We start from the raw sequence: 24,735 nt of genomic DNA, 5'->3' as shown, positions 1-24,735 counted from the left end.
CCCCCCCCCGTTGTGTGTTTTCCCCCCCCCCCCCCCTAACCCCCCCCGCCCCGCGCCCCCCCCCCCCCCGGGGCGCCCCCCCCCCCCGGGCCCCCCCGGGGGGGGCGCACAGTCATCACGCTCTGACCAGCAAAAACGTCGTGGGATGGCGATCCTCACCGCCGGATGTCCCGAGTTGGCTAGACCGAACGGTCGAGCGCATTCCGGTGATCGCAGCCTATCGATCTCAACCGTTGGGCGATCTTTTTGCATGATCGCCTGGCGTTTACGGCCGTCCTGTTCGATCATTGCGACGACAGGGGTCGCGAGCGGCCCGACCTGTTCGGAGGGAAGGCGGGGACACTGTGGCTGACCTGAAGAAGGGTGCGCGAATTACAGGGAGCGCCCGGGACAAGCTTGCCAGTGACCTGAAGAAGAAATACGAGAAGGGTGCGAGCATTCGCGCTCTCGCCGAGGCGACCGGCCGTTCCTACGGGTTCGTGCACCGAGTCCTCAGCGAGTCCGGGGTGCAGCTGCGCGGACGTGGGGGTGCGACGCGGACCAAGAAGAAGTGACCCGGCGGGCATGATCGGTTCCATGCGGTCCGTTTTCGACCGGCGGGTAACGTCTTGCGCGGTTCCTGTCCGGTCAACGCAGAACTGATGGAGGCCCGCTTGGAGCAGTCGAGGATGGACGCCGACCTTCTGGACCGTGGCGGTGTGGGGCTCACGGTCCAGGGGCGGCGCGCCACCATCACACTTGATCGCCCGGACAAGTTGAACGCGCAGACGCCGGCCACCTGGGCGGCGCTGCGCGAAATCGGACAGTCCCTCGACCCGGAGGTCCGGGTCGTGGTGGTGCGCGGGCGGGGGCGCGCGTTCTCCGCGGGGCTGGACCGGCGGCTGTTCGGGGCCGACGAGGTGGACGGCGAACCCGGCCTGGTCTCGCTGGGGCAGCGCCCCACCGAAGAGGCCGACGCCGCGATCGCCACGTTCCAGCAGGGGTTCAGCTGGCTGCGGGAACCCGACCGGGTGACCATCGCGGCCGTGCACGGGCACGCCATCGGCGCGGGCTTCCAGCTCGCCCTGGCCTGCGACCTGCGAGTGCTGACCGAAGACGCTTCGCTGCGGATGGCCGAGACCGGGCTGGGGCTGGTCCCGGACCTCGGCGGCACCTTGCCGCTGGTGCGCGCGGTGGGTTACGCGCGTGCCGTGGAGATCTGCGTGAGCGGGCGGGACGTCCCGGCCGCGGAGGCGCTGCGGATCGGCCTGGCCAACTCGGTCGTCGTGGCCGACGAGCTCGACGCGGAGGTGGACCGGCTGGTGGAGGCGCTGAGCGCACCGCCGGAAGGGGCGGTCCGCGAAACGCTGGCGTTGCTGGCCCAGGCCGACGAGGCCGTGGACCCGGAGCAGCAGCTGGCGGCGGAGCGGGCGGCGCAGATCCGCCGGATCTCCGGCATGCTCGGCTCCGGCTGAGCGGTAGCGCGTTCTCGGCCCCGGGGCCTTCGGGCTCGGGGCGCGAGCGCCGAGATCCCCACATACATCGGGAGCTCTTCCGAACCGGGGCCGGTTTCCGCATCGCGGGACCCCCCCCGGTTCGTTCCTGCGGGTCAGACGAGTCCGGGGACCCGGGCTCCGTAGTGCTGCAGGTTCGCCTTGTTCGCCTCGTCGCCGCCGACGGTGTTGGCGCTGCGCCACACCGGCAGCGGCACCTCCGCCCGCTGCGCGGCGTCGTGCAGCTCCACCAGCAGCATGTTCCACAGGTAGGCGTTGGACAGCGAGGACAGCGGCGCGGTCACCGGTTCCGCCACCGGGTAGCTGGCGTCACCGCCCGGCACCAGCGTGTCCAGCACGATCCCCGCTTGGGCGGCGAGCGTGGTGCCCGCGCGCAGCGGGGCGTCGGCGGAGGCCAGCGGCGAGGTGATCGCGACGACCACCGAGCCGGCTTCGGCCGCGGCGACCGCCAGCTCCACCGGGTACGGGTTCACCCCGGAGTTGGAGAACACGACCAACGCGTCCCGCCCGCCGCGGAACCCCGCTTCGGCGAGGACCTCGCGGGCGAGCCCGCTGGTGCGTTCGGTGTTCGTGGAGGCCACCGCGCCGTGCAGCGGAAGCAGATCGGGGTGGTACAGCGGACGCACCGCGGCCAGCCCGCCCGCGCGGTAGAACGACTCCATCACCCCGGCGAGGGAGTGGCCGGCGCCCGCGGTGAACACGAGGCCGTCCGCGCGCACGCAGTCGAGCAGCGCTTCGGCCGCCCCGCGCAGCGCCGCCGCGTTGTGCTCGCCGATGGCGCGCAGGTGCGCGAGGGTCGGTTCGGCGTGGTGCGGGCCGGTCACGGCTCGTGTCGGTTCCGGTGGGGGCGTGGCGGTCGAGGTGGCCTCGGGGCGGCCGGTGCCGGGATTGTCGGGCATGCGCGGACTCCTGGGTGCGAACTGCGGAACCCTGCCGGTCTATACCAATGGCGCGGGTGCTGGCAACCGAGGAGCGGCCCGCGGGCGGCGCCGTGTTGATCGCGGTGCGGTGATCACTCCCGCGCTACAATGATTACTCTGCGGTGTCGGTCGCGGGACGGGCGCCGCTGCACGCACGGGCCGACGCAAGATCAACAAGCGCAAGATCAACAGGGGATGCATGCCGCAGCGTAGGAATCGTCGGGTCCAGCTCGCCGACGCCGCGATCGAGGTGCTGGCGAGGGACGGGGGCCGCGGCCTGACCCATCGGGCCGTGGACCGCGAGGCGGGCTTCCCCGAAGGCACCACCAAGAACTACCACCCGAACCGGGATTCCCTGTACGTGGCGATCGCCCGGCGGATGGCCGATCAGCAGACCGCGGCGATGCGGCGGCTGCGGGAGAACATGCCGGAGGGCGTGTCCGCGGACGACGTGCGGGCGCTGTACCTGGCGATGCTGCGGCGGATGGCGGGCGCGGCGCGCTCGCAGTTCCTGGCGCTGTTCGAGCTCCAGCTGGAAGGCGTGCGGAACCCGCAGGTGCGCTCGGCGCTCGGTGAGATGACCCTGGCGGGGGTCGATTCGGCGGTCACCCTGCACGCCGCGGTCGGCGAACCGATCTCCGCGCGCGGCGGCGGGCTGCTGGAGGCCGGGATGATGGGCGTGGCGATGTCCATGCTGAGCCTGCCGGACGACGTGGTGGGGCGGATCGGGTTCGGCGATCCCGACGAGCTGGGGCGCTCGCTGCTGGGGATGGCGGTGGACGCGGAGCCGGCGGACGGCCTGCTGCGCGGGCAGGCGAGCTGACCGCTCCCGCCGCGAACCGGCCCCGCCGCGGAACCCGTCCCGCTCGCCGGGTGGCGAGTTCCGAGGTGCTGCGCGGGCCGTTCCTCCCCCTCGCGGGACGAGCGGTCCGCTTCGTCGTTCCGGTCCGGTGAGCTGGGGTTCCGCCCCAGGTGGCCGCGCTGCGCAGTGGCAAGATCACGACAGGTAGTCTTCGTTCTCCCGGTACCGCTGTCCGCGGGCGCCGAGCGGGTTGGCATCATTGCTCGCGGCGTGTCCATGCGAGACCAGCAGAATCGACTCCCGTGGGGTGCAACGAAGGCATGTCGAATCCGCCTCTGCAAGACGGCCCGGTCGAACCCTTGGCGGTCGTGTTCGCCCGCCTCTCCGACGTTCCGCTGGACCAGGTGGACAAGCTGATCGAGGCCACCGGCGCCGTCTACGGCGAGCTCAACAAGATCCACGGCCACCCGTACTGGGGCGAGCTGGTGCTGCACCAGGGCGCCGCGATCAAGGCCCTGCGGGAGGCGCGGGAGTGCCTGGACGCGCTGCGCTCGGAGGCGGTGGGCGCGCGCAACACCGAGCTGGGCGTCACCGTCGCCACCGCCGTCGTGGACGGCGAACGCCACTACGCCACGACCAGCGACGACAAGGCGTCCCTGGTGGAGAAGGTGCTGCGGCCGCCGACGGCGGGCCGGGCCGCGCACCTGTACGTGTGGGACCGGCCGTACGAGAGCGACGAGATCGCCGGGCCCTACCAGCAGCTGCGGATCGTGACCGACGCGGACGCCGAGGTCGGGGTGCTCAACTACACCGAGGAGTCCGAGGAAGGCGACCTCACCTCGTGGCACACCTGCAACCCGGCGCCGCTGGCGGACGCGCCGAAGCTCCGGTTCGACGCGGGCAGCGCGCTGCTGTTCCCGAAGGACTCGGTGCTGCCGTTCCGCGACCTGCGCGCGGGGCTGCTCGGCTACGTCGTCGACGGCTCCCGGCCGGACGCGGTGCAGTGGCAGCAGGCCCGCTGGGGCGACACCTGATCGTGCGGGTGGGCGCGGGCCGATCCGGTACCGCGTAACGGTTGGGTACACACTCCGTGACCTGGCCTGCGGCACGGCTCGTGGAGCATTGACTAACCGCACCCGGGGATGGTTCTTTCTCCTCACTTCTGGAGAAGGGTGGGGTGCATCGTGGGGCGGAGACTGCTCGTCGCGCTGCTCGTCCTGGGTGGCCTGCTCGTGCCGAACGCGGCCATCGCGGCGCCCGCCGAGCAGGGCGAGGCCCGGCTGCGGGTCGCGGTGCCGCAGCAGATCGACTCGCTCAACCCGTTCCTCGGGTACTCGCTGGCCGCCACCGACCTGTTCCGGCTGATCTACCCCACGCTGACGACCTACAGCCCCGAGGACTTCTCGGCCATCCCCGAGCTCGCGGAGAGCTGGGAGACCTCCCCGGACCGGCTGACCTGGACCTTCCGCATCCGGGACGGCGTGCGGTGGACCGACGGGCAGCCGGTCACCGCCCGCGACGCCGCCTACACCTACGACCGGATGATGCGGGATCCGGCGGCGGCCACCGCGAACGGCAACTTCGTGGAGAACTTCGCCTCGGTCGCCGCGCCCGACGAGCGGACCCTGGTGGTCCGCACCAAGACGCCGCAGGCCACGATGCTGGCGATCGACGTGCCGATCGTGCCCGAGCACGTGTGGTCCGGGATCCCCGACGTCGCCGGGTTCGCCAACGACCGGATGCCGGTGGTCGGGTCCGGCCCGTTCGTGCTCACCGAGTACGAACCGGAGCAGTACGCGACGCTGCGCGCCAACCGGGAGTTCTGGCGCGGGCCGCCGAAGGTCTCCGAGCTGCAGTTCGTGCAGTTCAAGAACACCGACGCCTCGGTGCAAGCGCTGCGCAAGGGCGACGTGGACGTCGCCCAGCGGCTCACCCCCGCCCAGTTCGACGCGCTCGCCGGGGAACGCGACATCGCGCAGGTGCGCGGTCAGGGCCGGCGGTTCTTCGAGATGCTGATCAACCCGGGTGCGGCCGACAGCGCGGGCGACCCCATCGGCAGCGGGCACCCGGCGCTGCGCGACGTCCGGGTGCGCCGGGCCATCGACCACGCCGTGGACAAGGAAGCACTGGTCGAGCGGGTGCTCAACGGCTACGGGCAGGTCGGCGGCGGCTACCTCCCGCCGATCTTCGACGACTACCACTGGAACCCGCCGCGGCCCCGCGAGTTCGACCTGGCCGAGGCGAACCGGCAGCTCGACGCGGCCGGCTACCGGCGCGGCCCCGACGGCGTCCGCCGCACCCCGCAGGGGCAGCCGCTGGAGCTGCGGTTCATGCTGCACGCCAGCGCCTCCGCCGACGCGCAGGTCGGGGAGTTCGTGAAGCGCTGGCTCGCCGACGTCGGCATCCGCGTGCGGCTCGAACCCGTCTCGGACAACCAGGTCAACGACCGCACCACCGCCGGGGACTTCGACCTGGCCATCTCCGGCTGGTCGGCGAACCCGGACCCGGACTACGTGCTGCGGCTGCAGACCTGCGCCTCCCGGCCCACCCCGGAAGGCGGCGGCACGCCCGACTCGTTCCTGTGCGACCCGGCCTACGACGACAGCTACGCGAAGCAGCTCGGGGAGTTCGACCCGGCGAAGCGGATCGAGCTGGTGCAGCAGGCCCAGGCGCGGTTCTACGAGCAGGCGTCCGCATCGGTGCTGTACTACCAGAACTCGCTGGAGGCCTACCGCTCCGACCGGTTCAGCGGGTTCACCGCGCAACCCGCCGACGGCGGCGTGATCACCGGGCAGCAGGGCTACTGGGGCTACTACGGGGCGCGGCCCACCGCGGCCGCTACGACCTCGCGGGCCGCCGACGACCGCACCACCCTGCTGGTGCTGGCCGGCGTGGTGCTCGTCGCGGGCGCGGTGGGCCTGCTGGTGGCGCGGCACCGGCGGGCCACCGTCGACGAACGGGAGTGAGGCATGGCCGACTTGACGGTCGAAGCCGGGGACCAGGCGGCCCGGGGCCGCGCCGGCGGGGGCTGGCCCGGGTACCTGGCGCGCAAGCTCGGCGGCGGGCTGGTGAGCGTGTTCCTGGTGGCGGTGCTCGGGTTCTTCCTGTTCCGGGTGCTGCCCGGCGACCCGGTGCGCACCATGACGCGCGGTGCGCCCGTGTCCGCCGAACAGCTGGAGCAGCTGCGGCAGCGGCTCGGGCTCGACCAGCCGCTGTGGAAGCAGTTCGTCGACTACCTCGGCGCGCTGGTGCGCGGTGACCTCGGCACCTCCTACACCTACAGCAGGCCGGTGGCGGAGCTGATCGGCGAGCGGTTCGGCCCGACGGTGCTGCTGGTGGGCACCGCGACCGTGCTGGCCGTCGCGCTCGGGTTGTGGATGGGCACCCGGGCGGCGTGGCGGCACGGCAGCGCGTTCGACAAGGCCTCCACCTCCGTCGCGCTCACCCTGTGGTCGGTGCCGACGTTCTGGCTCGGGCTGATCGTGCTCATGGTGTTCGGCGTCGGGGTGGGGCCGATCCCGGGGCTGTTCCCCGTCGGCGGCATGGTCTCGCCGGACACGCCGCCGGTGCTGATCTCGCAGGTGCTGGACGTGGCGCGGCACCTGGTGCTGCCCGCGCTGACCATGGTCGCGGTGATCTACGCGCAGTACCTGATGGTGATGCGCTCCTCGCTGCTGGAGGAGATGGGCGCCGACTACCTCACCACCGCGCGCGCGAAGGGCCTGCGCGAAGACCTGGTGCGGCGCAGGCACGCGGTGCCGAACGCGCTGCTGCCCACCGTGACGTTGATCTTCCTGCACCTCGGGCTGGTCGTCGGCGGCGCGATCACGGTGGAGACGGTGTACTCGTGGCCCGGCTTGGGCCTGCTGACCTTCGAAGCGCTGCGCGTGCCCGACCTGCCGCTGCTGCAGGGCACGTTCATCGTGCTGGCCGAGAGCGTGATCGTGATGAACGTGGTGGCGGACCTGCTCTACCGGGTCTTGGACCCGCGGGTGCGTGCGGCATGACGGCCACCGAACCGGTGACCCCGCCGGAACGGGACGCGGCCCGGCTGGTGCGAGCGCGGCGGCGGGCGGCGGCGGGCGAGTCGTGGCGGGTGTTCCGCGCCGACCGCGGCGGGCTCGTCGGGCTGGTGCTGCTGGTGCTCATCGCGGCGCTGGCGCTGCTGGCACCGCTGCTCACCGACCAGACCGGGCTCGACGTCACCAAGGTGACCGGGGAGGCGCTGCAGCCGCCGAGCGGTTCGGCCTGGCTCGGCACCGACGAGTCCGGGCGTTCGGTGCTGCTGCTGACCTGGTGGGGCGCTCGGGTCTCGCTGCTGGTGGGGCTCGCCGCGGCGGTGCTGTCGGTGGTGATCGGCACCGTGGTGGGCGTGCTCGCCGCGCACTTCGGCGGCTGGACCGACGCGCTGCTGATGCGGTTCACCGACTTCTTCCTGGTGCTGCCCGCGCTGGTGCTGGCGATCGCGCTGTCCACCGTGCTGTCCCGGGGGCTCGGCACGATCGTGCTGGCCATCGGCGTGACCTCGTGGCCCACCACCGCGCGCCTGGTGCGGGCGCAGACCCTCACCGTGGAGGCCCGGCCCTACATCGAGCGCGCCCAGGTGCTCGGCGGCGGGAACCGGCACGTCATCGGCAGGCACGTGCTGCCCGCGGTGCTGCCGCTGGTGTTCGCGAACACCACGCTGTCGGTGGCCAGCGCGATCATCATGGAGTCCACCCTGTCGTTCCTCGGCCTCGGCGACCCGAGCCGGGTGTCCTGGGGCTCGATGCTCAAGTCCGCGATGGACACCGGGGCCGTCACCGGTGGCGCCTGGTGGTACCTGCTGCCGCCCGGCGTGGGAATCGTGCTGGTGGTGCTGAGCTTCACGCTGTGCGGCCGGGCGATGGAAGCGGTGTTCAACCCGAGGTTGCGGGGGAATCGATGAGCCCGATCCTGACGCTGCGCGGCACGTCCATCTCCTACCGGGGCACCGACGGCCTGGTGCCCGCGGTGCACGACGTGGACCTGAGCCTGGAACCCGGCGACACCCTCGGACTGGCCGGGGAATCCGGGTGCGGCAAGACGACGCTGGCGATGTCGGTGCTGCGGCTGCTGCCGCGCTCGGCGGTGCTCGACGGGGAGGTGCTGCTGGACGGGGAGGACGTGCGCGGCCTGTCCTTCGGCCGGATGCGCGCCGCCCGCTGGTCCACCGCCTCCGTCGTGTTCCAGGGCGCGATGCACGCGCTGAACCCGGTCCGCACCGTCGGCGCGCAGATCGCCGAACCGATGCGGCTGCACGGCACCGCCACCGGTGACCTGCGCGGGCGGGTGGCGGAGCTGCTGGAATCGGTGGAACTGCCCGCCGACCGCGCCGACGCCTACCCGCACGAGCTCTCCGGCGGGCAGAAGCAGCGCGTGATGATCGCGATGGCGCTCGCCTGCGACCCCCGCCTGATCATCGCCGACGAGCCGACGACCGCGCTGGACGTGGTGGTGCAGGCGCAGGTGCTGGCGCTGCTGGGCAGGCTGGTCGCCGAACGCGGCATCGCGCTGCTCATGATCAGCCACGACCTGTCGGTGCTGGCGGCGAGCTGCGCGCGGATCGCGGTCATGCACGAGGGCCGCATCGTCGAGCACGGGTCGTCGAAGCAGGTGATGGGCGCGCCGCGGCACGAGCACAGCCGGGCGCTGGCCGACGCGTTCCCCACCGTCGGCGACCCGAAGTTCCGGCTCGTCGAAGCGGCCCGTCCTGCCGGCCCGGCGCTGCTGGCCGCCGAAGGCGTGGCGGTGGAGTTCCCGGCGCGCTCCGGGGCGGCGGTGCGGGCGGTGCGCGGCGTCGACCTGGAGGTCGGCGCGGACGAGATCATCGCGCTCGTCGGGCAGTCCGGATCGGGGAAGACGACGCTGGCCCGCACCCTGCTCGGCCTCCAGCAGCCCACCACCGGGCGAGTGCTGTTCGACGGGGAACCGCTGCCCACCGGCAGCGCCGGGCTCCGCGCGTACCGGCGCCGCGTGCAGCTGGTCCTGCAGGACCCGACGGGGGCGTTGAACCCGCGCCACACCGTCTACGAAGCGGTCGCCGAAGGCCTGCGCATCCACGGCGACGTCGCCGACGAGGCCGCGAAGGTCGCCGAAGCGCTGGAGGCCGCCGAACTGCGGCCCGCGTCGAAGTTCCTGTCCCGCTTCCCGCACGAGCTCTCCGGCGGGCAGCGGCAGCGGGTGGTGATCGCCGGGGCGCTGGTGCTGGCACCGCAGGTGCTGGTCGCGGACGAGCCGGTCGCCTCGCTGGACGCGACGGTCCGCGGGGAGATCTTGGCGCTGCTGCTGCGGTTGCGCGTCGAACGTGGACTGTCCACTTTGGTCATCACGCACGATCTGGGGCTGGCGTGGAACATCGCCGACCGGGTCGCGGTGATGTACCGGGGCGAGATCGTGGAGCTCGGCACCGTCGAGCAGGTGCTGCTCGACCCGCGGCACGACTACACCAAGACCCTCCTGGCAGCAGTCCCCACCCTGGACCGCCGTCCTGCTTGATCTTCCCGTTCCCGACTCCCGTGAACGGTCGGGTGGCGGAACCTCAGCGCTTTCCTCGCTGCGGGATCGCTTTCACCGGTGGCTCCGCCACAGGAGAAAACGCTGTCCTCGCGAGGAAAGCGCTGAGAACCCGCGGGTGGTTCTGCTGCGTGCTGGGTTGCTGCTCACAGCGGCATCGCCGCTGACAGGAAAGGGAAGGACTGGGTGGGTTCGGTCCGCTCGGTCGGTCAGGTCCAGGCATCGACGACGGCGGGGTGGCCGGGGCGGTCGACGCGGATCACGTGGTCGGCGAGGCGTTCCGGGGCCACCTCGGCGTGGTAGCGGTCGAAGGCGGGCAGCGTCCAGCGCTCGGGCTCGGGCGTGTGGCGCGCCAGCGAGGCGCCCGGCAGCCACAGGTGCACCGTGCGGTCGAACGGCAGCCCGGCGCCCAGCAGCAGCGGACCGTCCACCAGCACCACCCCGCGCTCCGGCAGCCGTACCCGGTCGAGCCGGGGGGAGCGGTCGGTCGCGGCGTCCCACAGCGCGGGCAGCACCTGCCCGGTGCCGTCGTCGGCGAGCGGATCGAGGACTTCGCGGCGCAATCCGGCGAGGTCGAACCAGCTCTCGTAGAACGAATCCGGATCGTCGCGGCCGTGCTCGAACCGCAGCGAAGCGGGCCGCACGTACCGGTCCATCCGCACCCGCACCACCTCGCGCCCGCGCACCCGCAGCGGTTCCACCAGCCCGTCGGCGAAGCCCGCCGTACCCGCCGCGGCGGCCCCGTCGACCGCGACCCGCAGCCACCGGCGGCGCATGCCGTCCACGGCGTCGGCGAGCTCGCCCGCCAGCTTCTCCGGAGTGATCGCCCGAACCCGCATGCCGCCGTTCTACCCGACGTCCGGTGCGAGCCGTCGCTCAGCGCAGCGCGGGTTGCAGCACGCTCAGCCGCTGCGCCGCGGTGTCGAGTTCGGCGGCCACGCCCAGCGGAACGGTGCGCTGCGCCGCGCAGTGACCGAAGCCCAGTTCCCACAGCACCGGGATCCCGAGGTCCCCGAGCAGGTCCCGCAGCACCGCCCGCACCTCGTCCACCGGCCCGCACCCGCTCCACGAACCGAGCGCGATCCCGCTGGCCCGGTCGAACCACCCGGCGCGCAGCAGCTGCGTCAGCGCCCGGTCCAGCCGGTACGGGTCCTCGTCGACGTCTTCGAGCAGTGCGATGCCGCGCACCGGCGGCGGGGCCGCGTCCGGAGCGCCGAGCCCGGCCGCCAGCAGCGACAGGTTGCCGCCGTAGGTGATGCCGCGCGCCCGGCCCGGCACCAGCGCCTCCGCGCCGCCGCGGGTCAGGATCGTCACCGACTCCGGGGTGAACAGGGTGCGGCGCAGGTGCTCGCGGGCGGGCGCGTCGTCGATGAAGGCGCCGGTGCCGATCATCGGCCCGAACACGGTGGCGACGCCGAGCCGCACGCCGAACGCGTCGTGCAGGGCGGTCACGTCGCTGGACCCGGCGAACACCTTGTGCTCGGCGGCGGCCATCGCCGTCCAGTCGAGGTGGTCGAGGACCCGCATGCAGCCGTAGCCGCCGCGGGCGCACAGCACGCCGTCGATCTCCGGATCGCACCAGGCCCGCTGCAGGTCCGCGGCGCGGTCCGCGTCGGCGCCCGCGAGGTAGCGCAGCCGGGGGTGGCGTTCGCGCACGTGCTTGCCGGGCACGACCCGCAGGTCCCAGTCGCGCAGCAGCTGCAACCCGGCGTCGAGCTGGTCGGCGGGCACCGGGCCCGCGGGGGCGACCACGGCGACCGAGTCGCCCGCTCGCAGCCGTCGCGGCCGGTGTCGTTCACGGGTGCTCATGGCATGACTCCGTCCGGAGGTCCGGATCGTGGGGTGGCCAGAGCCTAGCGGGCCGCGAGTGATCGGGACCGCAGCCCGCGGCGGTGTGTTCGCGTTCGGCGAACAGCCCGGCCGGGTGGCGGGAAGCCCGGCGCACGTGGGTCGCAGGTGAACGCGCGGTGCCGACGGTGCTGCTGAGGGGCCGTGTCCGGCCGAACAGGGGACGGCTTCGCGAGCCGCGGGCCGGGTGGCTTACTGTCGAAGGTGCCATGGCTCGTGTCATCCACGTCTTCCGCCAGCCCGACCGGTTCGTCGCAGGGACCGTCGGGGAACCCGGCGAGCGCACCTTCTACCTCCAGGCGTCCGAGGACGTCCGGACGGTCAGCGTGCAGCTCGAGAAGCAGCAGGTCTCCGTGCTGGCCGAACGGATCGGCGCGCTGCTGGAGGAGGTGCAGCGCCGCTTCGACGCGGAACTGCCCGCCGCGCCGCCGGACGACTCGCTCGACACCGACCCGCTCGCGGTGCCGGTGGAGGAGGAGTTCCGCGTCGGCACCATGGGGCTCGGCTGGGACGCCGAGACCGAGGCCGTCGTCGTCGAGCTGCTCGCGGTCACCGAGGAGGAGATCGACGAGTCGGTGGTGCTCGACGACACCGAGGAGGGCCCGGACGCGGTCCGCGTGTTCCTCAGCCCCGCGGACGCCCGCGCGTTCGCCGAGCGCGCCGAGCGGGTCCTCAACGCGGGCCGCAAGCCGTGCCCGCTGTGCGGGGAGCCGCTGGACCCGGACGGGCACATCTGCCCGCGGCAGAACGGTTACCGCCGCTCCGAGGAGGACTAGCCGACCGTGCACCCCGATGATCCGGCCGTTCGCGAGGTCCTGGCACACGGCCGCATCGAGGTCGAGGGCCGGCTCGTGGAAGCCTCGAACGCCACGCTGTTCTGCTCCGTCGAGCACGAGGGCGTGACCGCCGAGTGCGTGTACAAGCCGGTGCGCGGGGAACGGCCGCTGTGGGACTTCCCGGACGGCACGCTCGCCGGGCGCGAGGTCGGATCGTTCCTGGTGGCGGAGGCGCTGGGCTGGAACCTGATTCCGCCGACGCTGCTGCGGGAGGGGCCGTTCGGCCCGGGCATGGTGCAGCTGTGGGTGGACACCGAGGAGGGTTCCGACCTGGTGGACCTGGTGCCGCCGTCGGAGGTGCCGGAGGGCTGGCGCGCCGTGCTGCGCGCCCAGGACCACCGCGGTGACCCGGTGCTGCTGGCGCACTCGCCGCACGAGGAGCTGCGCAGGCTCGCCGTGCTCGACATCGTGATCAACAACGCCGACCGCAAGGGCGGGCACGTGCTGCACTCGCCGCGCGGCGAGGTGTTCGGCGTGGACCACGGGGTGAGCCTGAACGCGGAGAACAAGCTGCGCACGGTGTTGTGGGGCTGGATCGGGGAGCGCTTGCCCGCGGACGCGGTGGAGGCGCTGAGCCGGTTCCGCGCGCTGCTGGAGGGCGATCTCGCGTCCCGGCTGGCCGAGCACGTCACCCCGAAGGAGGTGCAGGCGCTCGTCGACCGCGTCGACGCCCTGCTCACCGCCGGCGAGTTCCCGGCCCCCTCCGGCGACTGGCCCGCCATCCCCTGGCCCGCGTTCTGACCGGGATATCGGCTCGTTCTGCGCTGGGGTGAGGTGGCGGAACCTCAGCCGCTTCCTCGCTGCGGGATCGTTCTCACCGGTGGCTCCGCCACAGGAGAAAACGCTGTCCTCGCGAGGAAGCGGCTGAGAACCCGCGGGTGGTCCTGCTGCCTGCGTGGTCGCCGCTCATCGGCTTCGCCGCTGACAGGAGAACCGCGAAGAAGCTCTGGAACGAGCCGAACCTCTACTCAGTCCACCAGTGCCTGGTAGACGAGCTGGTGGAGCTGGGAGCGGATCGGGTGGGTGCCGGACGGGATGAGCTGGGTGAAGAACTGCACCGTGAGCTCCTCCGCCGGGTCCACCCAGAACGCGGTGCTCGCCATCCCGCCCCAGGACAGCTCGCCCGGCGTGGAGATGACGTGCGAGGCGACCGGGTCCTCGACGACGGCGAAGCCGAGCCCGAAGCCCTTGCCCGCGTTGGCGACCTCGGAGAACGACCCGTTCGCGATCTGGTCCAGGTGCGCGCCGCCGGGCAGGTGGTTGCGGCCCATGTAGCGCACCGTCCGGTCGCTGAGCAGCCGCACCCCGTCCAGCGCCCCGCCGCCGAGCAGCATGCCGGTGAACCGGTGGTAGTCGTGGGCGGTGGACACCAGCCCGCCACCGCCGGACAGCGCGCGCGGCGCGGCGGTCGGCGGCGAGTTCTTCGGCACGGTGGCCTTGCCCGCGGAGTCGGCGAGGTACAGCGCGGCGAGCCGGTCCTTGTCCTCCGGCGGCACCTCGAACCCGGTGTCGGTCATGCCGAGCGGTTCGAAGATGCGGGTGCGGAAGAACTCGTCGAGCCCCATGCCGGAGGCCACTTCGACGACGCGGCCGAGCACGTCGGTGGACACCCCGTAGTTCCAGGAGCTGCCTGGTTCGAACAGCAGCGGCATCGCCGCGTAGTCGTCGCACACGCCCGCCAGGTCCTGGTCGGGGGTGCCGAACTCGTAGCCGGTGCGCCGGTAGATCTCGTCGACCGGGTTGAGCCGGTTGAAGCCGTAGGTGAGCCCCGAGGTGTGGGTGAGCAGGTGCCAGATCCGCACCGGTTCGGTCGCGGGCCGGGTCTGCGGGGCGCGGGCGGGGCCGCCGGTGTAGACGCGCTGCTCGGCGAAGGAGGGGATGAGGCTGCTGACCGGGTCGGTGAGCTCGAAGGCGCCCTCTTCGTGGAGCATCATGGCCGCGACCGAGGTGATCGGCTTCGTCATCGAGTAGATCCGGAAGATCGTGTCGTCCTCGATGGGGGCGCCCGTGGTGATGTCCCGCTTCCCGTGCGAGCTGAAGTGCGCGACGACGCCGCGCCGGGCGATGAGCAGCTGCCAGCCGGGGAGCCTGCCGTCGTCGACGTACGCCGCGAAGTGGCGGTCGATGCGCTGGAGGCGTTCGGGGTCGAAGCCCGCCTGGACGGGGTCGGTCTGCAGCTGCACGTGATCATTCTCCTCTGCTGGGGCCGTCACCTTTCTACTCGCCGGTACCGCAGCGGTGCCAGCGTGTTCCCCCGCACGTCGTCGCGCTGCGCGACCGCGGCGTCACCGCCGGCGAGCGGCGCGGGCGCGCCACGCGCGGGGTGCCGGGCGGTTTCCGCGCGGCTTCCCGGCGGACGGCGGGCCGCTGATCACCGGAATCGTCCGCACCGGCGGGAAACCCGTTGGCACGACGGTGTTTCCCGTGCTGAGACGTGTTCGCGGCGACCGGGCGGAGCGAGTAGCGTCGAACGGGTGACGAACTCTCGGACCCCACCTCCTGGGCTGCCCGGCACGGCGGGGGAGCTGCGTGCCAGCGGACACCTGCCGTACAGCGTGAAGGTCGAGGTGCGCCGCAACCTGCTGACCGCGCTGCGCTCGGGGAATCCGCTGTGGCGGGGCATCGTCGGCTTCGAGCGCACCGTGCTGCCGCAGCTGGAGCGCGCGCTGATCGCGGGCCACGACGTGGTGCTGCTCGGCGAGCGCGGGCAGGGCAAGACGCGGCTGCTGCGCGGGCTGACGGCGCTGCTGGACGAGTGGACGCCGGTGATCCCCGGCTCCGAACTGGACGAGCACCCGCTGGAGCCGATCACCCCGACCTCGATCCGCCGCGCCGCCGAGGAGGGCGACGCGCTGCCCGTCGCGTGGCGGCACCGCGAGGACCGCTACGTCGAGAAGCTGGCCACCCCGGACACGGCGGTCGGTGACCTCATCGGCGACGTGGACCCGGTGAAGGTCGCGGAAGGACGGTCCCTGGGGGACCCGGAGACCATCCACTTCGGACTGGTGCCGCGGGCGCACCGCGGCATCGTGACCATCAACGAGCTGCCCGACCTGGCCGAGCGGATCCAGGTGGCGCTGCTGAACGTGATGGAGGAGCGGGACGTGCAGGTCCGCGGCTACAGCCTGCGGCTGCCGCTGGACGTGCTGCTGGTGGCCACGGCGAACCCGGAGGACTACACCAACCGCGGCCGGATCATCACCCCGCTCAAGGACCGCTTCGGCGCGGAGATCCGCACCCACTACCCGGCGGAGCTGGACGACGAGATCTCGCTGATCCGGCAGGAGGCGCTGCTGGAGGCGGAGGTCGGCGACCACCTGCTGGAGGTGCTGGCCCGCTTCGTGGGGCACCTGCGGGAGTCCTCGGCGGTCGACCAGCGCTCCGGGGTGTCGGCGCGGTTCGCGATCGCGGCGGCCGAGACGGTGTCCGCGGCGGCGCTGCACCGGGCGGCGCTGACCGGGGAGGAACCCGCGGTGGCGCGGCCGGTGGACCTGGACGCGGTGCCGGGCGTGCTGCGCGGCAAGCTGGAGTTCGAAGCGGGCGAGGAGGGGCGCGAGGACGAGGTCCTCGGCTACCTGCTGCGCCGTTCGGTCGCCGACACGGCCCGCGGCCTGTTCGCCGGGCTGGACCTGAGTTCGCTGATCTCGGCCGTCACCGGCGGGCACCAGGTCGCCACCGGTGAACGGGTGGCGGGCGCCGACGTGCTGCGGGCGCTGCCGGAACTGCCGGTGCTGCACCAGGTCGCCGAACGGCTGGACGTGCGCGCCGGGGATCCGGTCGGGCGCATCGCGAGCGCGGTGGAGCTGGCGCTGGAAGCGCTGTACCTGGCGAAGAAGCTGGCCAAGGACACCGACGAGCAGCGGTCGGTGTACGGCTGATGCCGCGGTTCCGGTACGGCGCCTGGCACGGCGGTTCCGATCCGCTGGAGCCGCCGGTGGACCTGCGTTCCGCGCTGGACCAGATCGGCCGGGACGTGATGGAGGGCGCGTCACCCCGCTCGGCGCTGGAGGAACTGCTACGCACCGGGACCCGCGGCACCGCGGGCCTCGACGAGCTGACCCGCCGGCTGTGGCAGCGCCGCAGCGAGTTGCAGCGCAGGCACAACCTGGACGGCACGGTGCAGGAGGTGCGCAGGCTGCTGGACCGCGCCCTGGAGCAGGAGCGCACCGCGCTGGCCGCCGAGGACGGCGAGGACGCCCGGTTCCGGGAACTGCGGCTGGGCGCGCTGCCGCCGGACGCGGGCGGTTCGGTGCGCGAGCTCGCCGAGTACGACTGGCGCTCGTCCGACGCGCGCGAGACGTTCCAGGAGATCCAGCGGATGCTGGGCGGCGAACTCCTCGAACAGCGCTTCCAAGGCATGAAGGAGGCGTTGCAGGGGACCTCGCCGGAGGACGTGGAGCGGGTCCGGGCGATGCTCGACGACCTCTCCGAGCTGCTGGCCGCGCACGCCCGCGGCGACGCCGACGTGCCGGAGCGGTTCGAGCGCTTCATGGCCGAGCACGGCGAGTTCTTCCCGGAGAACCCGCGCGACGTGGACGAACTGGTCGACGCGCTGGCGGCGCGGTCCGCGGCGGCGCAGCGGATGCTGAACTCGATGAGCGAGCAGCAGCGCGCCGAACTGGCCGAGCTGTCCCGGCAGGCGTTCGGCGACCCGCGCATCGGCGAGGCGCTGAACCGGATGGACCGGCAGCTGCGCTCGCTGCGCCCCGGCGAGGACTGGTCCGGTCGTGGCCGGTTCCGCGGCGACCAGCCGATGGGGCTGGCGGAGGCCACCGAGGCGATGGCCGAACTCGGTGAGCTGGAGCAGCTGGCCGAGCAGCTCGGCCAGTCCTACCCGGGCGCGAGCCTGCAGGACATCGACCTGGAGGCGCTGGAACGGCAGCTCGGCGAACGGGCCGTGGTGGACGCGCGGCGGCTCGCCGACATCGAGAAGCAGCTGCGCGGGCAGGGCCTGCTGCAGCGCGGCCCGGACGGGAACCTGCGGCTGAGCCCGCGCGCGATGCGCAGGCTCGGCGAAACGGCCCTGCAGTCGGTGGTCTCGCAGCTGCGCTCCCGCAAGGGCGACCGCGACACCGACCGGGCCGGCGCGGCGGGGGAGCTCACCGGGACCACCCGGCCGTGGGCGTACGGCGACACCGAGCCGTGGGACGCGGTCCGCACCGTGCGCAACTCGGTGCTGCGGCGCGCGGCGGCGGGCCCGGCGGCACCGCGGCTGCACTTGGACGACCTGGAGGTCGCCGAGACCGAGCAGCGGTCCCGGGCGGCGGTGGCGCTGTGCGTGGACACCTCGTGGTCGATGGTGCAGGACGGCCGCTGGGTGCCGATGAAGCGCACCGCGCTGGCGTTGAACCACCTGGTCGCCACCCGGTTCCGCTCGGACGCGCTGCAGCTGGTCACCTTCGGCCGCTACGCGTCCACTGTGGACGTGGGGGAGCTGGCGGCGCTGGAGGGCACCTGGGAGCAGGGCACCAACCTGCACCACGCGCTGCTGCTGGCGGGCAGGCACGTGCGGCGGCATCCGGACGCGCAGCCGGTGGTGCTGGTCGTGACCGACGGCGAACCGACCGCGCACCTGGAACCCGACGGCGAAGCCGTGTTCCAGTACCCGCCGACCCCGCGCACCCTCGGCGTCACGCTGTCCGAAGTGGACTCGTTGCACCGGTTGGGCGCGACGCTCAGCGTGTTCATGCTCGGCGACGACCCCCGCCTGGAGGCGTTCGTCGACGTCGTCGCCCGCCGCGGCGGTGGCCGGGTCGTCGCCCCCACCGCGGACGGGCTCGGCGCGGCGGTCGTCGGCGACTACCTCCGCACCAAGCGGCGGCGCTGACGGGGCCTCAGAGGTACGGGCTGGTGAGCAGTTCCACGAAGTGGCCCGACGGGTCCAGCAGGTAGACGCCGCGGCCGCCGTGGCCGGTGTTGATCTCACCGGGACGGGTGCGCTGCGGATCGGCCCAGTGGTCCCGGTCGGCGATCCGCGCGCGGGCGCGGTCGAAGTGCGCGTCGTCCAGCAGGAAGGCGTAGTGCTGCGGCGGGAAGTCCACCGGCGGGGCGGCGAACTGGAGCAGGACGCCGTCGGTGAGCCGGACGTTGACGAACGGGCCCCACGACGGGGCCTCGTCGGCTTCGAGCAGGTCCCGGTAGAACTCGGCCATCTCGGCCGGGTCCGTCGAAGCGATGATCGTGTGGTCGAAGCGGGCTGCCACGGTCCTCCTCGGTCGGTGCGGGTGACGTCGAGTGCACTCGCCGACGAGGGGGCGCGCGGATCAGCCGCCGACCAGGTGGCCGTCCCGGGAGCGGCCGGTTCCGGCCTGACTGGTCATCACGCGGTGATCGTACCGCTCGGCCACCGCGCCCGTCCGCGTTCTGGACCGGCCACCGGGGGCCGTGCGGTCAGGCCGCGAGCAGCTCGTGGGCGGTGGTGACCGCCTCGGTCAGGCTCCCGACGAGCGGAGCGCCGGACCCGGCGAAGTGGTCGCGGGCGTGCAGCGCGCTGCGGCCCGAGTGGTAGACCACGCAGCGGGCACCGACCGAGGCGGCCGCCGCCGCGTCGTCCACCGTGTCGCCGATGAACACCACCCGCGCCGGATCCGGATCGCCCAGCGCCCGCAGGTGGGCGCGGACGTGCGCGGCCTTGGTGTCCGCGAACTCGCCGCTGCGGCCCTGCACGTGCCGGAAGGAACCGGTGATCCCCGCCGCCCGCACCATCGGGACCAGCACCTCGTGCGGGCACATCGACAGCAACGACTGGGTGCCGCCGGAGGCCGCCCACCCGGCGAGCGCGGACTCCGCGTCCGCGGCCAGCGCCAGGTCCGGCAGCGCCCGCGCGTAGTGCTCGTCGAACCCGCCGAGCAGCTCCGCCAGCTCGGCCGCCGCCAGCGGACCGTTCGCCAGCCGCTCGCAGAACACCGAGATCGGCCGGGTGAACAGCCGCTGGTGGTCCTCGACCGTCACCGCCAGGCCCGCGTCGGCGAACGCCGCGATGACCGCGCCGATCATCGCTTCCCCGTCGTCGAGCAACGTCCCGTTCCAGTCCCACACGATGTGGCCGCTCGGCATGGGCCCTCCCGTCGTCCCCGCGACTCTCGCGGACCGCGGTCGCCGGCGTCCAGCTCCGCTCCGGTGACCGGCCCGCGCCTCCCGGCCGGGCCGATCACCTCGCGGGATCAGCTCTGGTCGGCGCCGACCAGCTGGGACTTCTCGTGCGCCTCTTCCTGGGCCATGGACTTGCGGGCCGCGTTGATCTGGCGGCGGCCCCAGCTCTCCGAGAGGCCGTAGCGCTTGGCCAGCTCGGCGGGCTTCACCGGCTGCTCGGCCGCCACCGACATGCGGTAGTCGTAGCGGGCCGCGGAGCGCTTGTCCTGGTCGCTCATCGGCCCGTCCGGGACCGGGGGCAGGGTGAGCGTCTGCTCGGTGTCCTGGACGTCGGTCGGCTTCTTCGCGCCGCCGGTGGTGGTCGCGGCGGGCTTCTGCTTGGCGGCGCCGGACTTGGCGGTGGGCTTCGCGGCGGCCTCGGTCTTCGCGGTCCCCGTCTCCGAGGTGTCGGTCGCCGAGGTGTCCGTCTCGGGGGCGTCGGTCTCGGGGGTGGACGCTGCGGCTCGGGCGTCCTGCTCGGCGGTGACCTTCGGCAGTTCGAGCGTGACCGTGGGGGCGTCCGCGGTGCCGCCGGTGGCGAGCTCGGACCGCGCCTCCTCGGCGGGCCGCTGCGCGTTCCGCGCGGTGGTCGCGGGCCGCTCGTCCTGCGCGGTGGTGCCGGATTCCCGCGCCTCGGCGGCGGAATCCGCGGCGTTCTCCGCGACCGCACCGGAGGCCTTCGCGGAGGCATCGGAGTTCGTCGCGGAAGCATCGGAGCTCTTCGCGGAAGCGCCGGAACTCTTGGTGGTGACGTCGGAGCTCGTCGCGGCGGCGTCGGTCTTCGCCGCAGCCCTGGACGTCGTCGCGGCGGTCGCGGAATCCCGCGCCGTCGAACCGGATTCCGCGGTCTCCGCGGCGGTGGAACCGGCTTGGGCCGAGGACGCGGCGGCGTGCTCGGCGGCCGGGCGCTGTGCCGCGGGCTCGGTGGTCCGGGAGGCCTCGTTCGAGGTGGTCCGCGGCGCGTTCCGGGAGTTCTCGGCGCGCTCGTCGTCCGAAGTGGACGATTCGGTCCGGGCGGCGGGTTCGGCTTCGACGCGCGGCTGGACCTCCGCGCGGGACGCCGGTTCGACGCGCTCGGTCTCGCCGATCGCGCCGGCCGCGGACTGCGAGGCCGCCTGCTGCTCCGCCTCGGCCTGCGCCGCGACCTTGAGCGCGTTCGCGCGGCGGGTTCCGGGCGGGGCGAGGGTGCCGAGACCGGCGATCTCCTCGACCGGGATGTCGATGACCTGCTTGCGGAACGCCTCGCCGGTGCTGCGCCGGTCCACCATCCAGCGCAGCACGAGCAGGCCTGGCCGCAGCCGGAACCCGCGCATGCCGTGCTTGGCCTCGTAGTCCGCGCGCAGCTCCAGCAGCACCACGTCGAACACCGCGACCGCCGCGATGGGCAGCCCGGCGGCGACGATCTGCGCTTCCTGGCTGGGCTGGTGGATCCAATTGATCCACGAGCTGACCCCGGTGAACGCCCACATCAGGATGCGGCCGCGCACGGCGGACCGGCCGTTGATGGAGGAGCGGTAGGTCATCAGGGTGCAGGCGAACGCGGCGCCGTCGAAGGTGGCGGGCACCAGCCACGCCGACCAGTAGGTGAACCCGGCCATCGACTGCATGCCGTACTCGTGCAGGCCGACGAAGCTCGCGCCCCAGCCCATCACGGCGGCCATCGCCACGAAGATCAGCGCGGCGATGGACAGCGAGCGGCTTCCGCGATCGCGGGGGGCGCTGGGAAGCGGCTCCGCGTTCGGAATCGGGCTGCTGGTCGAGTGCTCGCTGCTCTTGGCGGCGTCATGCACGGGGTGTCCTCCAGATTCGCGTGACAGCACGCTCGGCAGTGCCGGATAGTAACTAACCCATCACCTGGACGGATGACCGGATGCCGATTCTGTGCTAGGGGAGGGCCCGATTCGCTCGCGATGAGTGGTTTTCGCCGGGTGACCGACCGCCGCGCGGCAGGAGCGGAGGCGCCGGGATCAACCGGTGAAGCTCGCGATGACCTCCGGGTGCGCGTCGGCCCACCGCGCCGCCGCCGCCTTCTCCTGGCCCTTGGGCGCGGCGTTGACCTCGTTCTCCAGCGACGCCAGCTGCCCGTCGTCGAGGTGGAACTTCCGCACCATCCCCGTCACCTCGGGGAAGTCGGCCGTGAAGCCCTTCCGCCCCACCGCGTGGATCTGCTCCGCCGCCCCCATCGCGCCGCGCGGATCGGCCAGGTCCTTGATCGGGAACTTCGCGTACGCCCAGTGCGGGTGCCACAGCGTCACCACGATCGGCCGCTGGGCGTCGACGGCGCGTTGCAGCGACGCGAGCATCGCGGTGGTCGAGGAGGTCTGCAGGGTGTACTGCCCGTCCAGCCCGTACTGCGGGATCATCTGGTCGCGGGTCACCCGGCTGAGACCGGCCCCCGGGTCGATGCCGGTGATGGTCCCGCCGAACTCGGCGGCCCGGCCGCGCAGGTCCTCGATCGAGTTCACGTCCACCAGGTAGTCCGGCACCGCGATGTTCAACGTTGCCCGGTCGTACCAGACGCCGAGGTCCTCCAGCCGGTCGTGGTACTGCGCCCAGTAGTCGGCGTGCGTCTGCGGCAGCCACGAGTCGAGGAACAGGTCGACGTCGCCCTTCGCCAGCCCCGCGTAGGTCGGCCCGGCCTCCAGCTCGGTCAGCTGCACCTGGTAGCCGCGCCGTTCCAGCACCACTTCGTACAGGTTGCTGACGGCGATCGCCTCGTCCCAGGCGATGTAGCCGATGGTGATCCGCTTGCTCTGCTGCCCGGTCTCCGGTTGCCTGCCACCGCAGCCCGCGGCGAGCAGCACGAGCGCCGCCAGCAGTGCGACGCACGCGCCCCAGCGCGATCTCCGCATGGTCCTGCCTCCCGTCCTCGTCATCCGGTGCGCGCGGCGCGGCGCGCCGCGGGGGAGCGGTCGGCGAGCACGGCGGTGATCCGGTCCAGGTAGACGGCGAGGATCACCACCGCCACGCCCGCTTCGAACCCGGCGCCCAGCTGCACCCGCGTGACCGCGGTGTAGACCTCGGTGCCCAGGCCTTCGGCGCCGACCATGCCCGCGATGACCACCATCGACAGCGACAGCATGATCACCTGGTTGATCCCGGCCATGATCGACGGCAGGGCCAGCGGCAGCTGGATGCCGGTGAGGATCCGCCGCGGCGGCGCCCCGAACGCGTGGCCTGCTTCGACCACCTCGGCGTCGACCTGCCGGATGCCGAGCTCGGTCAGCCGCACCCCCGGCGGCAGCGCGAAGATCACCGTGGCGACCACGCCGGGCACCGACCCGATGTTGAAGAAGAAGATCACCGGGATGAGGTAGACGAACGCGGGCATCGTCTGCATCAGGTCCAGCACCGGCCGCACCACCCGGCTCACCACCCGGCTGCGGGCCGCCAGCACTCCCAGCGGGACGGCCACCGCGATCGCGATCGCGCTGGCCACGAGCACGAGCGCCGAGGTCTGCACCGTCGGCGGGAACTCCCGCATGCTCACCACCAGGCCGAACCCGAGCAGCGCGAACAACGCGAACCGCCAGCCGCGCAGCCACCAGCCCAGCGCCGCCAGCAGCAGCACCAGCACCCACGACGGCGGCCACAGCAGCGCCGCGGTCAGCCCGTCCACCGCCGAGCGCACCACCAGATCGATGAAGTCGAAGACCGGGCCGATGGTGTCGTCGAGGAAGTTCACCAGCGCCTGGAACCAGTCGCCGAGCGGAACCCTGGGCAGCTCAGGCATCGCCGTCCTCCTGCCCGCCCGCGCCGAGCGCGCGCAGCAGCGGCACCGGCCGCACCAGCCCCACCAGCCGGCCCGTCCCGTCTACGACCGGGGTGTCGGTGCCGACGCGACCGAGGAATCCGTCGAGCGTGCGGTCCGCGGCCACGGGCTCCGGCCCGGGGTGCAGCAGGTCGGCGAGCGCTGTGTCGGGTGGTGCGAGCTCCGCGGCCGACCGCTCCAGCAGCCCCACCGGCCGACCGCGGTCGGTGATCGGCAGCCGGTCCAGGTCGTGCTCGCGCAGCAGCTCCAGCGCCCGCCGCAGCGGCCCGGCGCGATCCGCGTGCACGGCCGGTTCGGCGACGAGCCCGGCGGTGAGCACCCGGCTGCGGTCCACGTCCCGCACGAAGCGCGCCACGTAGTCGTCCGCCGGGCGGTGCAGGATCTCCGCGGCGGTGCCGACCTGCACGATGCGCCCGGCGCGCATCACCGCGATGCGGTCGCCCAGCCGCATCGCCTCGTTGAGGTCGTGGGTGATGAACACGATCGTCTTGCCCAGCTCGCCCTGCAGCCGCACCAGCTGATCCTGCATGTCCCGCTTGATCAGCGGGTCGAGCGCGCTGAACGCCTCGTCCATCAGCAGCACGTCGGTGCCCGCGGCCAGTGCTCTGGCCAGCCCTACCCGCTGGCGCATGCCGCCGGAGAGCTGCGCCGGGAACCGGTCCTCCCACCCGGTCAGGCCCACCATGCCCAGCGCCTCCACCGCCCGTTCGCGGGCGCGCGCCGGCGGGTCGCCGCGGACCAGCGGCCCGTACTCGGCGTTGTCCAGCACGGTGCGGTGCGGCAGCAGCGCGAAGTGCTGGAACACCATGCTCATGGTGCGCTGCCGCAGCCCGCGCAATTCCCGGCCGGTGAGCGCGGTGACGTCGCGGTCGTCCGCGCGCACCCGGCCTGCGGTGGGGGTGAGCAGGCCGTTGAGCATCCGGATCAGCGTGGACTTGCCGGAGCCGGACAGGCCCATCACCACGAACGTCTCCCCGGGCTCGACGGTGAACCCGACGTCGAGCACGGCGACCGTGGCGCCCGCCCCGGCCGGGTCACCGGCCCGGGAGCGCCGCAGCGCCTCCTCGGGCCGGGTGCCGAAGACCTTGCACAGGCCGTCCGCTCGGAGCGATGTCAACGCCTCGCCTCCTCGCCCGGTCCGGCTCGCGCGGACCCGTGCCGGATCCCGCGATCCCGTGCGGTGCGGCGGAAATCCTCCGCATCCGACCGAGGATAGGCCCGGGGCGGGCGGGGCCCGACATTGTCGAAAGTCCCGACTGCGGGCGGCCCGCGGAAGTGCCCTGGTTCTCACGATGTGTAACAGGGCGGCGTCCGGTCGGCCGGGACGTTTAAGGTCGGATGCATGCAACCCTGGTCGTCGGTCCCCGTGCCCCAGGTGCCGGGCCCCCCCCGGGCCCCC

22 protein-coding genes are annotated in these 24,735 nt (G+C 73.0%); 12 read left to right on the top strand and 10 right to left on the bottom strand.

Features of this window, described 5'->3' with window-relative positions:
• The first annotated feature begins 344 nt into the window (after positions 1-344).
• On the top strand, positions 345-554 hold the full coding sequence (locus LCD35_RS17000) for a helix-turn-helix domain-containing protein (protein WP_009942935.1): 210 nt from the start codon (positions 345-347) through the stop codon (positions 552-554).
• A 114-nt stretch (positions 555-668) separates the two neighbouring features.
• Positions 669-1,454 carry an enoyl-CoA hydratase/isomerase family protein gene (locus LCD35_RS16995; RefSeq protein WP_224957658.1) on the top strand — a complete coding sequence of 262 codons (786 nt, stop codon included), beginning with the start codon at positions 669-671 and terminating at the stop codon, positions 1,452-1,454.
• A 134-nt stretch (positions 1,455-1,588) separates the two neighbouring features.
• Here LCD35_RS16995 and LCD35_RS16990 read toward each other — a convergent pair whose 3' ends face one another.
• Positions 1,589-2,392 (bottom strand): sugar isomerase domain-containing protein, encoded by an 804-nt coding sequence (locus LCD35_RS16990; protein WP_224967065.1) that lies wholly within the window; start codon positions 2,390-2,392, stop codon positions 1,589-1,591.
• 220 nt (positions 2,393-2,612) lie between these two features.
• On the opposite strand from LCD35_RS16990, the gene LCD35_RS16985 reads away from it, so the two are divergent.
• The 6 genes from LCD35_RS16985 to LCD35_RS16960 all read left to right on the top strand — a co-directional run bounded on the left by LCD35_RS16985 (position 2,613) and on the right by LCD35_RS16960 (position 9,731).
• The gene (locus tag LCD35_RS16985) at positions 2,613-3,236 is read left to right on the top strand and encodes a TetR/AcrR family transcriptional regulator (protein WP_224957654.1); all 624 of its coding nucleotides are present in this window, start codon (positions 2,613-2,615) and stop codon (positions 3,234-3,236) included.
• 299 nt (positions 3,237-3,535) lie between these two features.
• Positions 3,536-4,249, top strand: coding sequence for an Imm1 family immunity protein (locus LCD35_RS16980; protein ID WP_224957652.1), 714 nt, complete (start codon positions 3,536-3,538; stop codon positions 4,247-4,249).
• A gap of 150 nt (positions 4,250-4,399) precedes the next feature.
• Entirely contained in the window at positions 4,400-6,181 is a 1,782-nt protein-coding gene (locus LCD35_RS16975) for an ABC transporter substrate-binding protein (protein ID WP_224967066.1), read from the top strand.
• Between the two features lie 3 nt (positions 6,182-6,184).
• Positions 6,185-7,222 (top strand): ABC transporter permease, encoded by a 1,038-nt coding sequence (locus LCD35_RS16970; RefSeq protein WP_225044449.1) that lies wholly within the window; start codon positions 6,185-6,187, stop codon positions 7,220-7,222.
• Positions 7,219-8,142, top strand: a complete 924-nt coding sequence (locus tag LCD35_RS16965) for an ABC transporter permease (protein WP_224957647.1) — start codon at positions 7,219-7,221, stop codon at positions 8,140-8,142. Before LCD35_RS16970 ends, LCD35_RS16965 begins: the two co-directional genes overlap by 4 nt.
• Positions 8,139-9,731 carry an ABC transporter ATP-binding protein gene (locus LCD35_RS16960; protein ID WP_224957646.1) on the top strand — a complete coding sequence of 531 codons (1,593 nt, stop codon included), beginning with the start codon at positions 8,139-8,141 and terminating at the stop codon, positions 9,729-9,731. Before LCD35_RS16965 ends, LCD35_RS16960 begins: the two co-directional genes overlap by 4 nt.
• 227 nt (positions 9,732-9,958) lie before the next feature.
• Here the strand turns inward: LCD35_RS16960 and LCD35_RS16955 are convergent, their stop codons facing one another.
• Both LCD35_RS16955 and LCD35_RS16950 read right to left on the bottom strand, forming a co-directional pair.
• Entirely contained in the window at positions 9,959-10,588 is a 630-nt protein-coding gene (locus LCD35_RS16955) for a uridine kinase (RefSeq protein ID WP_224957645.1), read from the bottom strand.
• Positions 10,589-10,625: 37 nt separating this feature from the next.
• Entirely contained in the window at positions 10,626-11,558 is a 933-nt protein-coding gene (locus LCD35_RS16950; RefSeq protein WP_224957644.1) for an LD-carboxypeptidase, read from the bottom strand.
• Between the two features lie 248 nt (positions 11,559-11,806).
• Here LCD35_RS16950 and LCD35_RS16945 point away from each other — a divergent pair, with 248 nt between their 5' ends.
• Positions 11,807-12,373, top strand: a complete 567-nt coding sequence (locus LCD35_RS16945) for a DUF3090 domain-containing protein (RefSeq protein ID WP_224957643.1) — start codon at positions 11,807-11,809, stop codon at positions 12,371-12,373.
• A 6-nt stretch (positions 12,374-12,379) separates the two neighbouring features.
• Positions 12,380-13,174: an SCO1664 family protein gene (locus LCD35_RS16940; RefSeq protein ID WP_224957642.1), complete on the top strand. Its 795-nt coding sequence runs from the start codon at positions 12,380-12,382 to the stop codon at positions 13,172-13,174.
• A 227-nt stretch (positions 13,175-13,401) separates the two neighbouring features.
• Here the strand turns inward: LCD35_RS16940 and LCD35_RS16935 are convergent, their stop codons facing one another.
• Entirely contained in the window at positions 13,402-14,616 is a 1,215-nt protein-coding gene (locus LCD35_RS16935) for a serine hydrolase (RefSeq protein WP_224958661.1), read from the bottom strand.
• Positions 14,617-14,907: 291 nt separating this feature from the next.
• Here LCD35_RS16935 and LCD35_RS16930 point away from each other — a divergent pair, with 291 nt between their 5' ends.
• Positions 14,908-16,311 carry an ATP-binding protein gene (locus LCD35_RS16930; protein ID WP_224967068.1) on the top strand — a complete coding sequence of 468 codons (1,404 nt, stop codon included), beginning with the start codon at positions 14,908-14,910 and terminating at the stop codon, positions 16,309-16,311.
• Positions 16,311-18,260 (top strand): VWA domain-containing protein, encoded by a 1,950-nt coding sequence (locus LCD35_RS16925; protein WP_224958663.1) that lies wholly within the window; start codon positions 16,311-16,313, stop codon positions 18,258-18,260. The genes LCD35_RS16930 and LCD35_RS16925 overlap by 1 nt, the downstream gene beginning before the upstream one ends.
• A 7-nt stretch (positions 18,261-18,267) precedes the next feature.
• On the opposite strand, the gene LCD35_RS16920 is transcribed toward LCD35_RS16925, so the two are convergent.
• The 6 genes from LCD35_RS16920 to LCD35_RS16895 all read right to left on the bottom strand — a co-directional run bounded on the left by LCD35_RS16920 (position 18,268) and on the right by LCD35_RS16895 (position 24,453).
• Positions 18,268-18,636: a VOC family protein gene (locus tag LCD35_RS16920; protein ID WP_224958664.1), complete on the bottom strand. Its 369-nt coding sequence runs from the start codon at positions 18,634-18,636 to the stop codon at positions 18,268-18,270.
• Positions 18,637-18,823: 187 nt separating this feature from the next.
• On the bottom strand, positions 18,824-19,489 hold the full coding sequence (locus tag LCD35_RS16915) for an HAD family hydrolase (protein WP_225044448.1): 666 nt from the start codon (positions 19,487-19,489) through the stop codon (positions 18,824-18,826).
• Between the two features lie 107 nt (positions 19,490-19,596).
• A complete protein-coding gene (locus tag LCD35_RS16910; protein ID WP_225044447.1) occupies positions 19,597-21,354 on the bottom strand; it encodes a DUF2637 domain-containing protein in 1,758 nt (585 codons plus the stop codon).
• Positions 21,355-21,531: 177 nt separating this feature from the next.
• Entirely contained in the window at positions 21,532-22,416 is an 885-nt protein-coding gene (locus LCD35_RS16905; protein ID WP_224958667.1) for a glycine betaine ABC transporter substrate-binding protein, read from the bottom strand.
• A gap of 20 nt (positions 22,417-22,436) precedes the next feature.
• Positions 22,437-23,297, bottom strand: coding sequence for a proline/glycine betaine ABC transporter permease (locus tag LCD35_RS16900; protein WP_224958668.1), 861 nt, complete (start codon positions 23,295-23,297; stop codon positions 22,437-22,439).
• Positions 23,290-24,453 carry a glycine betaine/L-proline ABC transporter ATP-binding protein gene (locus LCD35_RS16895; protein ID WP_225044446.1) on the bottom strand — a complete coding sequence of 388 codons (1,164 nt, stop codon included), beginning with the start codon at positions 24,451-24,453 and terminating at the stop codon, positions 23,290-23,292. The genes LCD35_RS16900 and LCD35_RS16895 overlap by 8 nt, the downstream gene beginning before the upstream one ends.
• Positions 24,454-24,735: the final 282 nt, after the last annotated feature.

Origin of the sequence: Saccharopolyspora sp. 6V, from assembly GCF_020176785.1 — a bacterium.
GTDB classification, from domain to species: Bacteria; Actinomycetota; Actinomycetes; order Mycobacteriales; family Pseudonocardiaceae; genus Saccharopolyspora_C; species Saccharopolyspora_C gregorii.
The sequence above is the reverse complement of the archived record's forward strand: the minus strand, read 5'-3'. Positions and strand labels throughout refer to the sequence as shown.

Bases quoted from the DNA above. Each gene is read 5' to 3' on its own strand.
- LCD35_RS16925 (WP_224958663.1), top strand. From the start codon at position 16,311: ATGCCGCGGTTCCGGTACGGCGCCTGGCACGGCGGTTCCGATCCGCTG.
- LCD35_RS16970 (WP_225044449.1), top strand. From the start codon at position 6,185: ATGGCCGACTTGACGGTCGAAGCCGGGGACCAGGCGGCCCGGGGCCGC.
- LCD35_RS16980 (WP_224957652.1), top strand. From the start codon at position 3,536: ATGTCGAATCCGCCTCTGCAAGACGGCCCGGTCGAACCCTTGGCGGTC.
- LCD35_RS16965 (WP_224957647.1), top strand. From the start codon at position 7,219: ATGACGGCCACCGAACCGGTGACCCCGCCGGAACGGGACGCGGCCCGG.
- LCD35_RS16905 (WP_224958667.1), bottom strand. From the start codon at position 22,416: ATGCGGAGATCGCGCTGGGGCGCGTGCGTCGCACTGCTGGCGGCGCTC.
- LCD35_RS16995 (WP_224957658.1), top strand. From the start codon at position 669: ATGGACGCCGACCTTCTGGACCGTGGCGGTGTGGGGCTCACGGTCCAG.
- LCD35_RS16900 (WP_224958668.1), bottom strand. From the start codon at position 23,297: ATGCCTGAGCTGCCCAGGGTTCCGCTCGGCGACTGGTTCCAGGCGCTG.
- LCD35_RS16985 (WP_224957654.1), top strand. From the start codon at position 2,613: ATGCCGCAGCGTAGGAATCGTCGGGTCCAGCTCGCCGACGCCGCGATC.
- LCD35_RS16960 (WP_224957646.1), top strand. From the start codon at position 8,139: ATGAGCCCGATCCTGACGCTGCGCGGCACGTCCATCTCCTACCGGGGC.
- LCD35_RS16950 (WP_224957644.1), bottom strand. From the start codon at position 11,558: ATGAGCACCCGTGAACGACACCGGCCGCGACGGCTGCGAGCGGGCGAC.
- LCD35_RS16915 (WP_225044448.1), bottom strand. From the start codon at position 19,489: ATGCCGAGCGGCCACATCGTGTGGGACTGGAACGGGACGTTGCTCGAC.
- LCD35_RS16990 (WP_224967065.1), bottom strand. From the start codon at position 2,392: ATGCCCGACAATCCCGGCACCGGCCGCCCCGAGGCCACCTCGACCGCC.
- LCD35_RS16955 (WP_224957645.1), bottom strand. From the start codon at position 10,588: ATGCGGGTTCGGGCGATCACTCCGGAGAAGCTGGCGGGCGAGCTCGCC.
- LCD35_RS16945 (WP_224957643.1), top strand. From the start codon at position 11,807: ATGGCTCGTGTCATCCACGTCTTCCGCCAGCCCGACCGGTTCGTCGCA.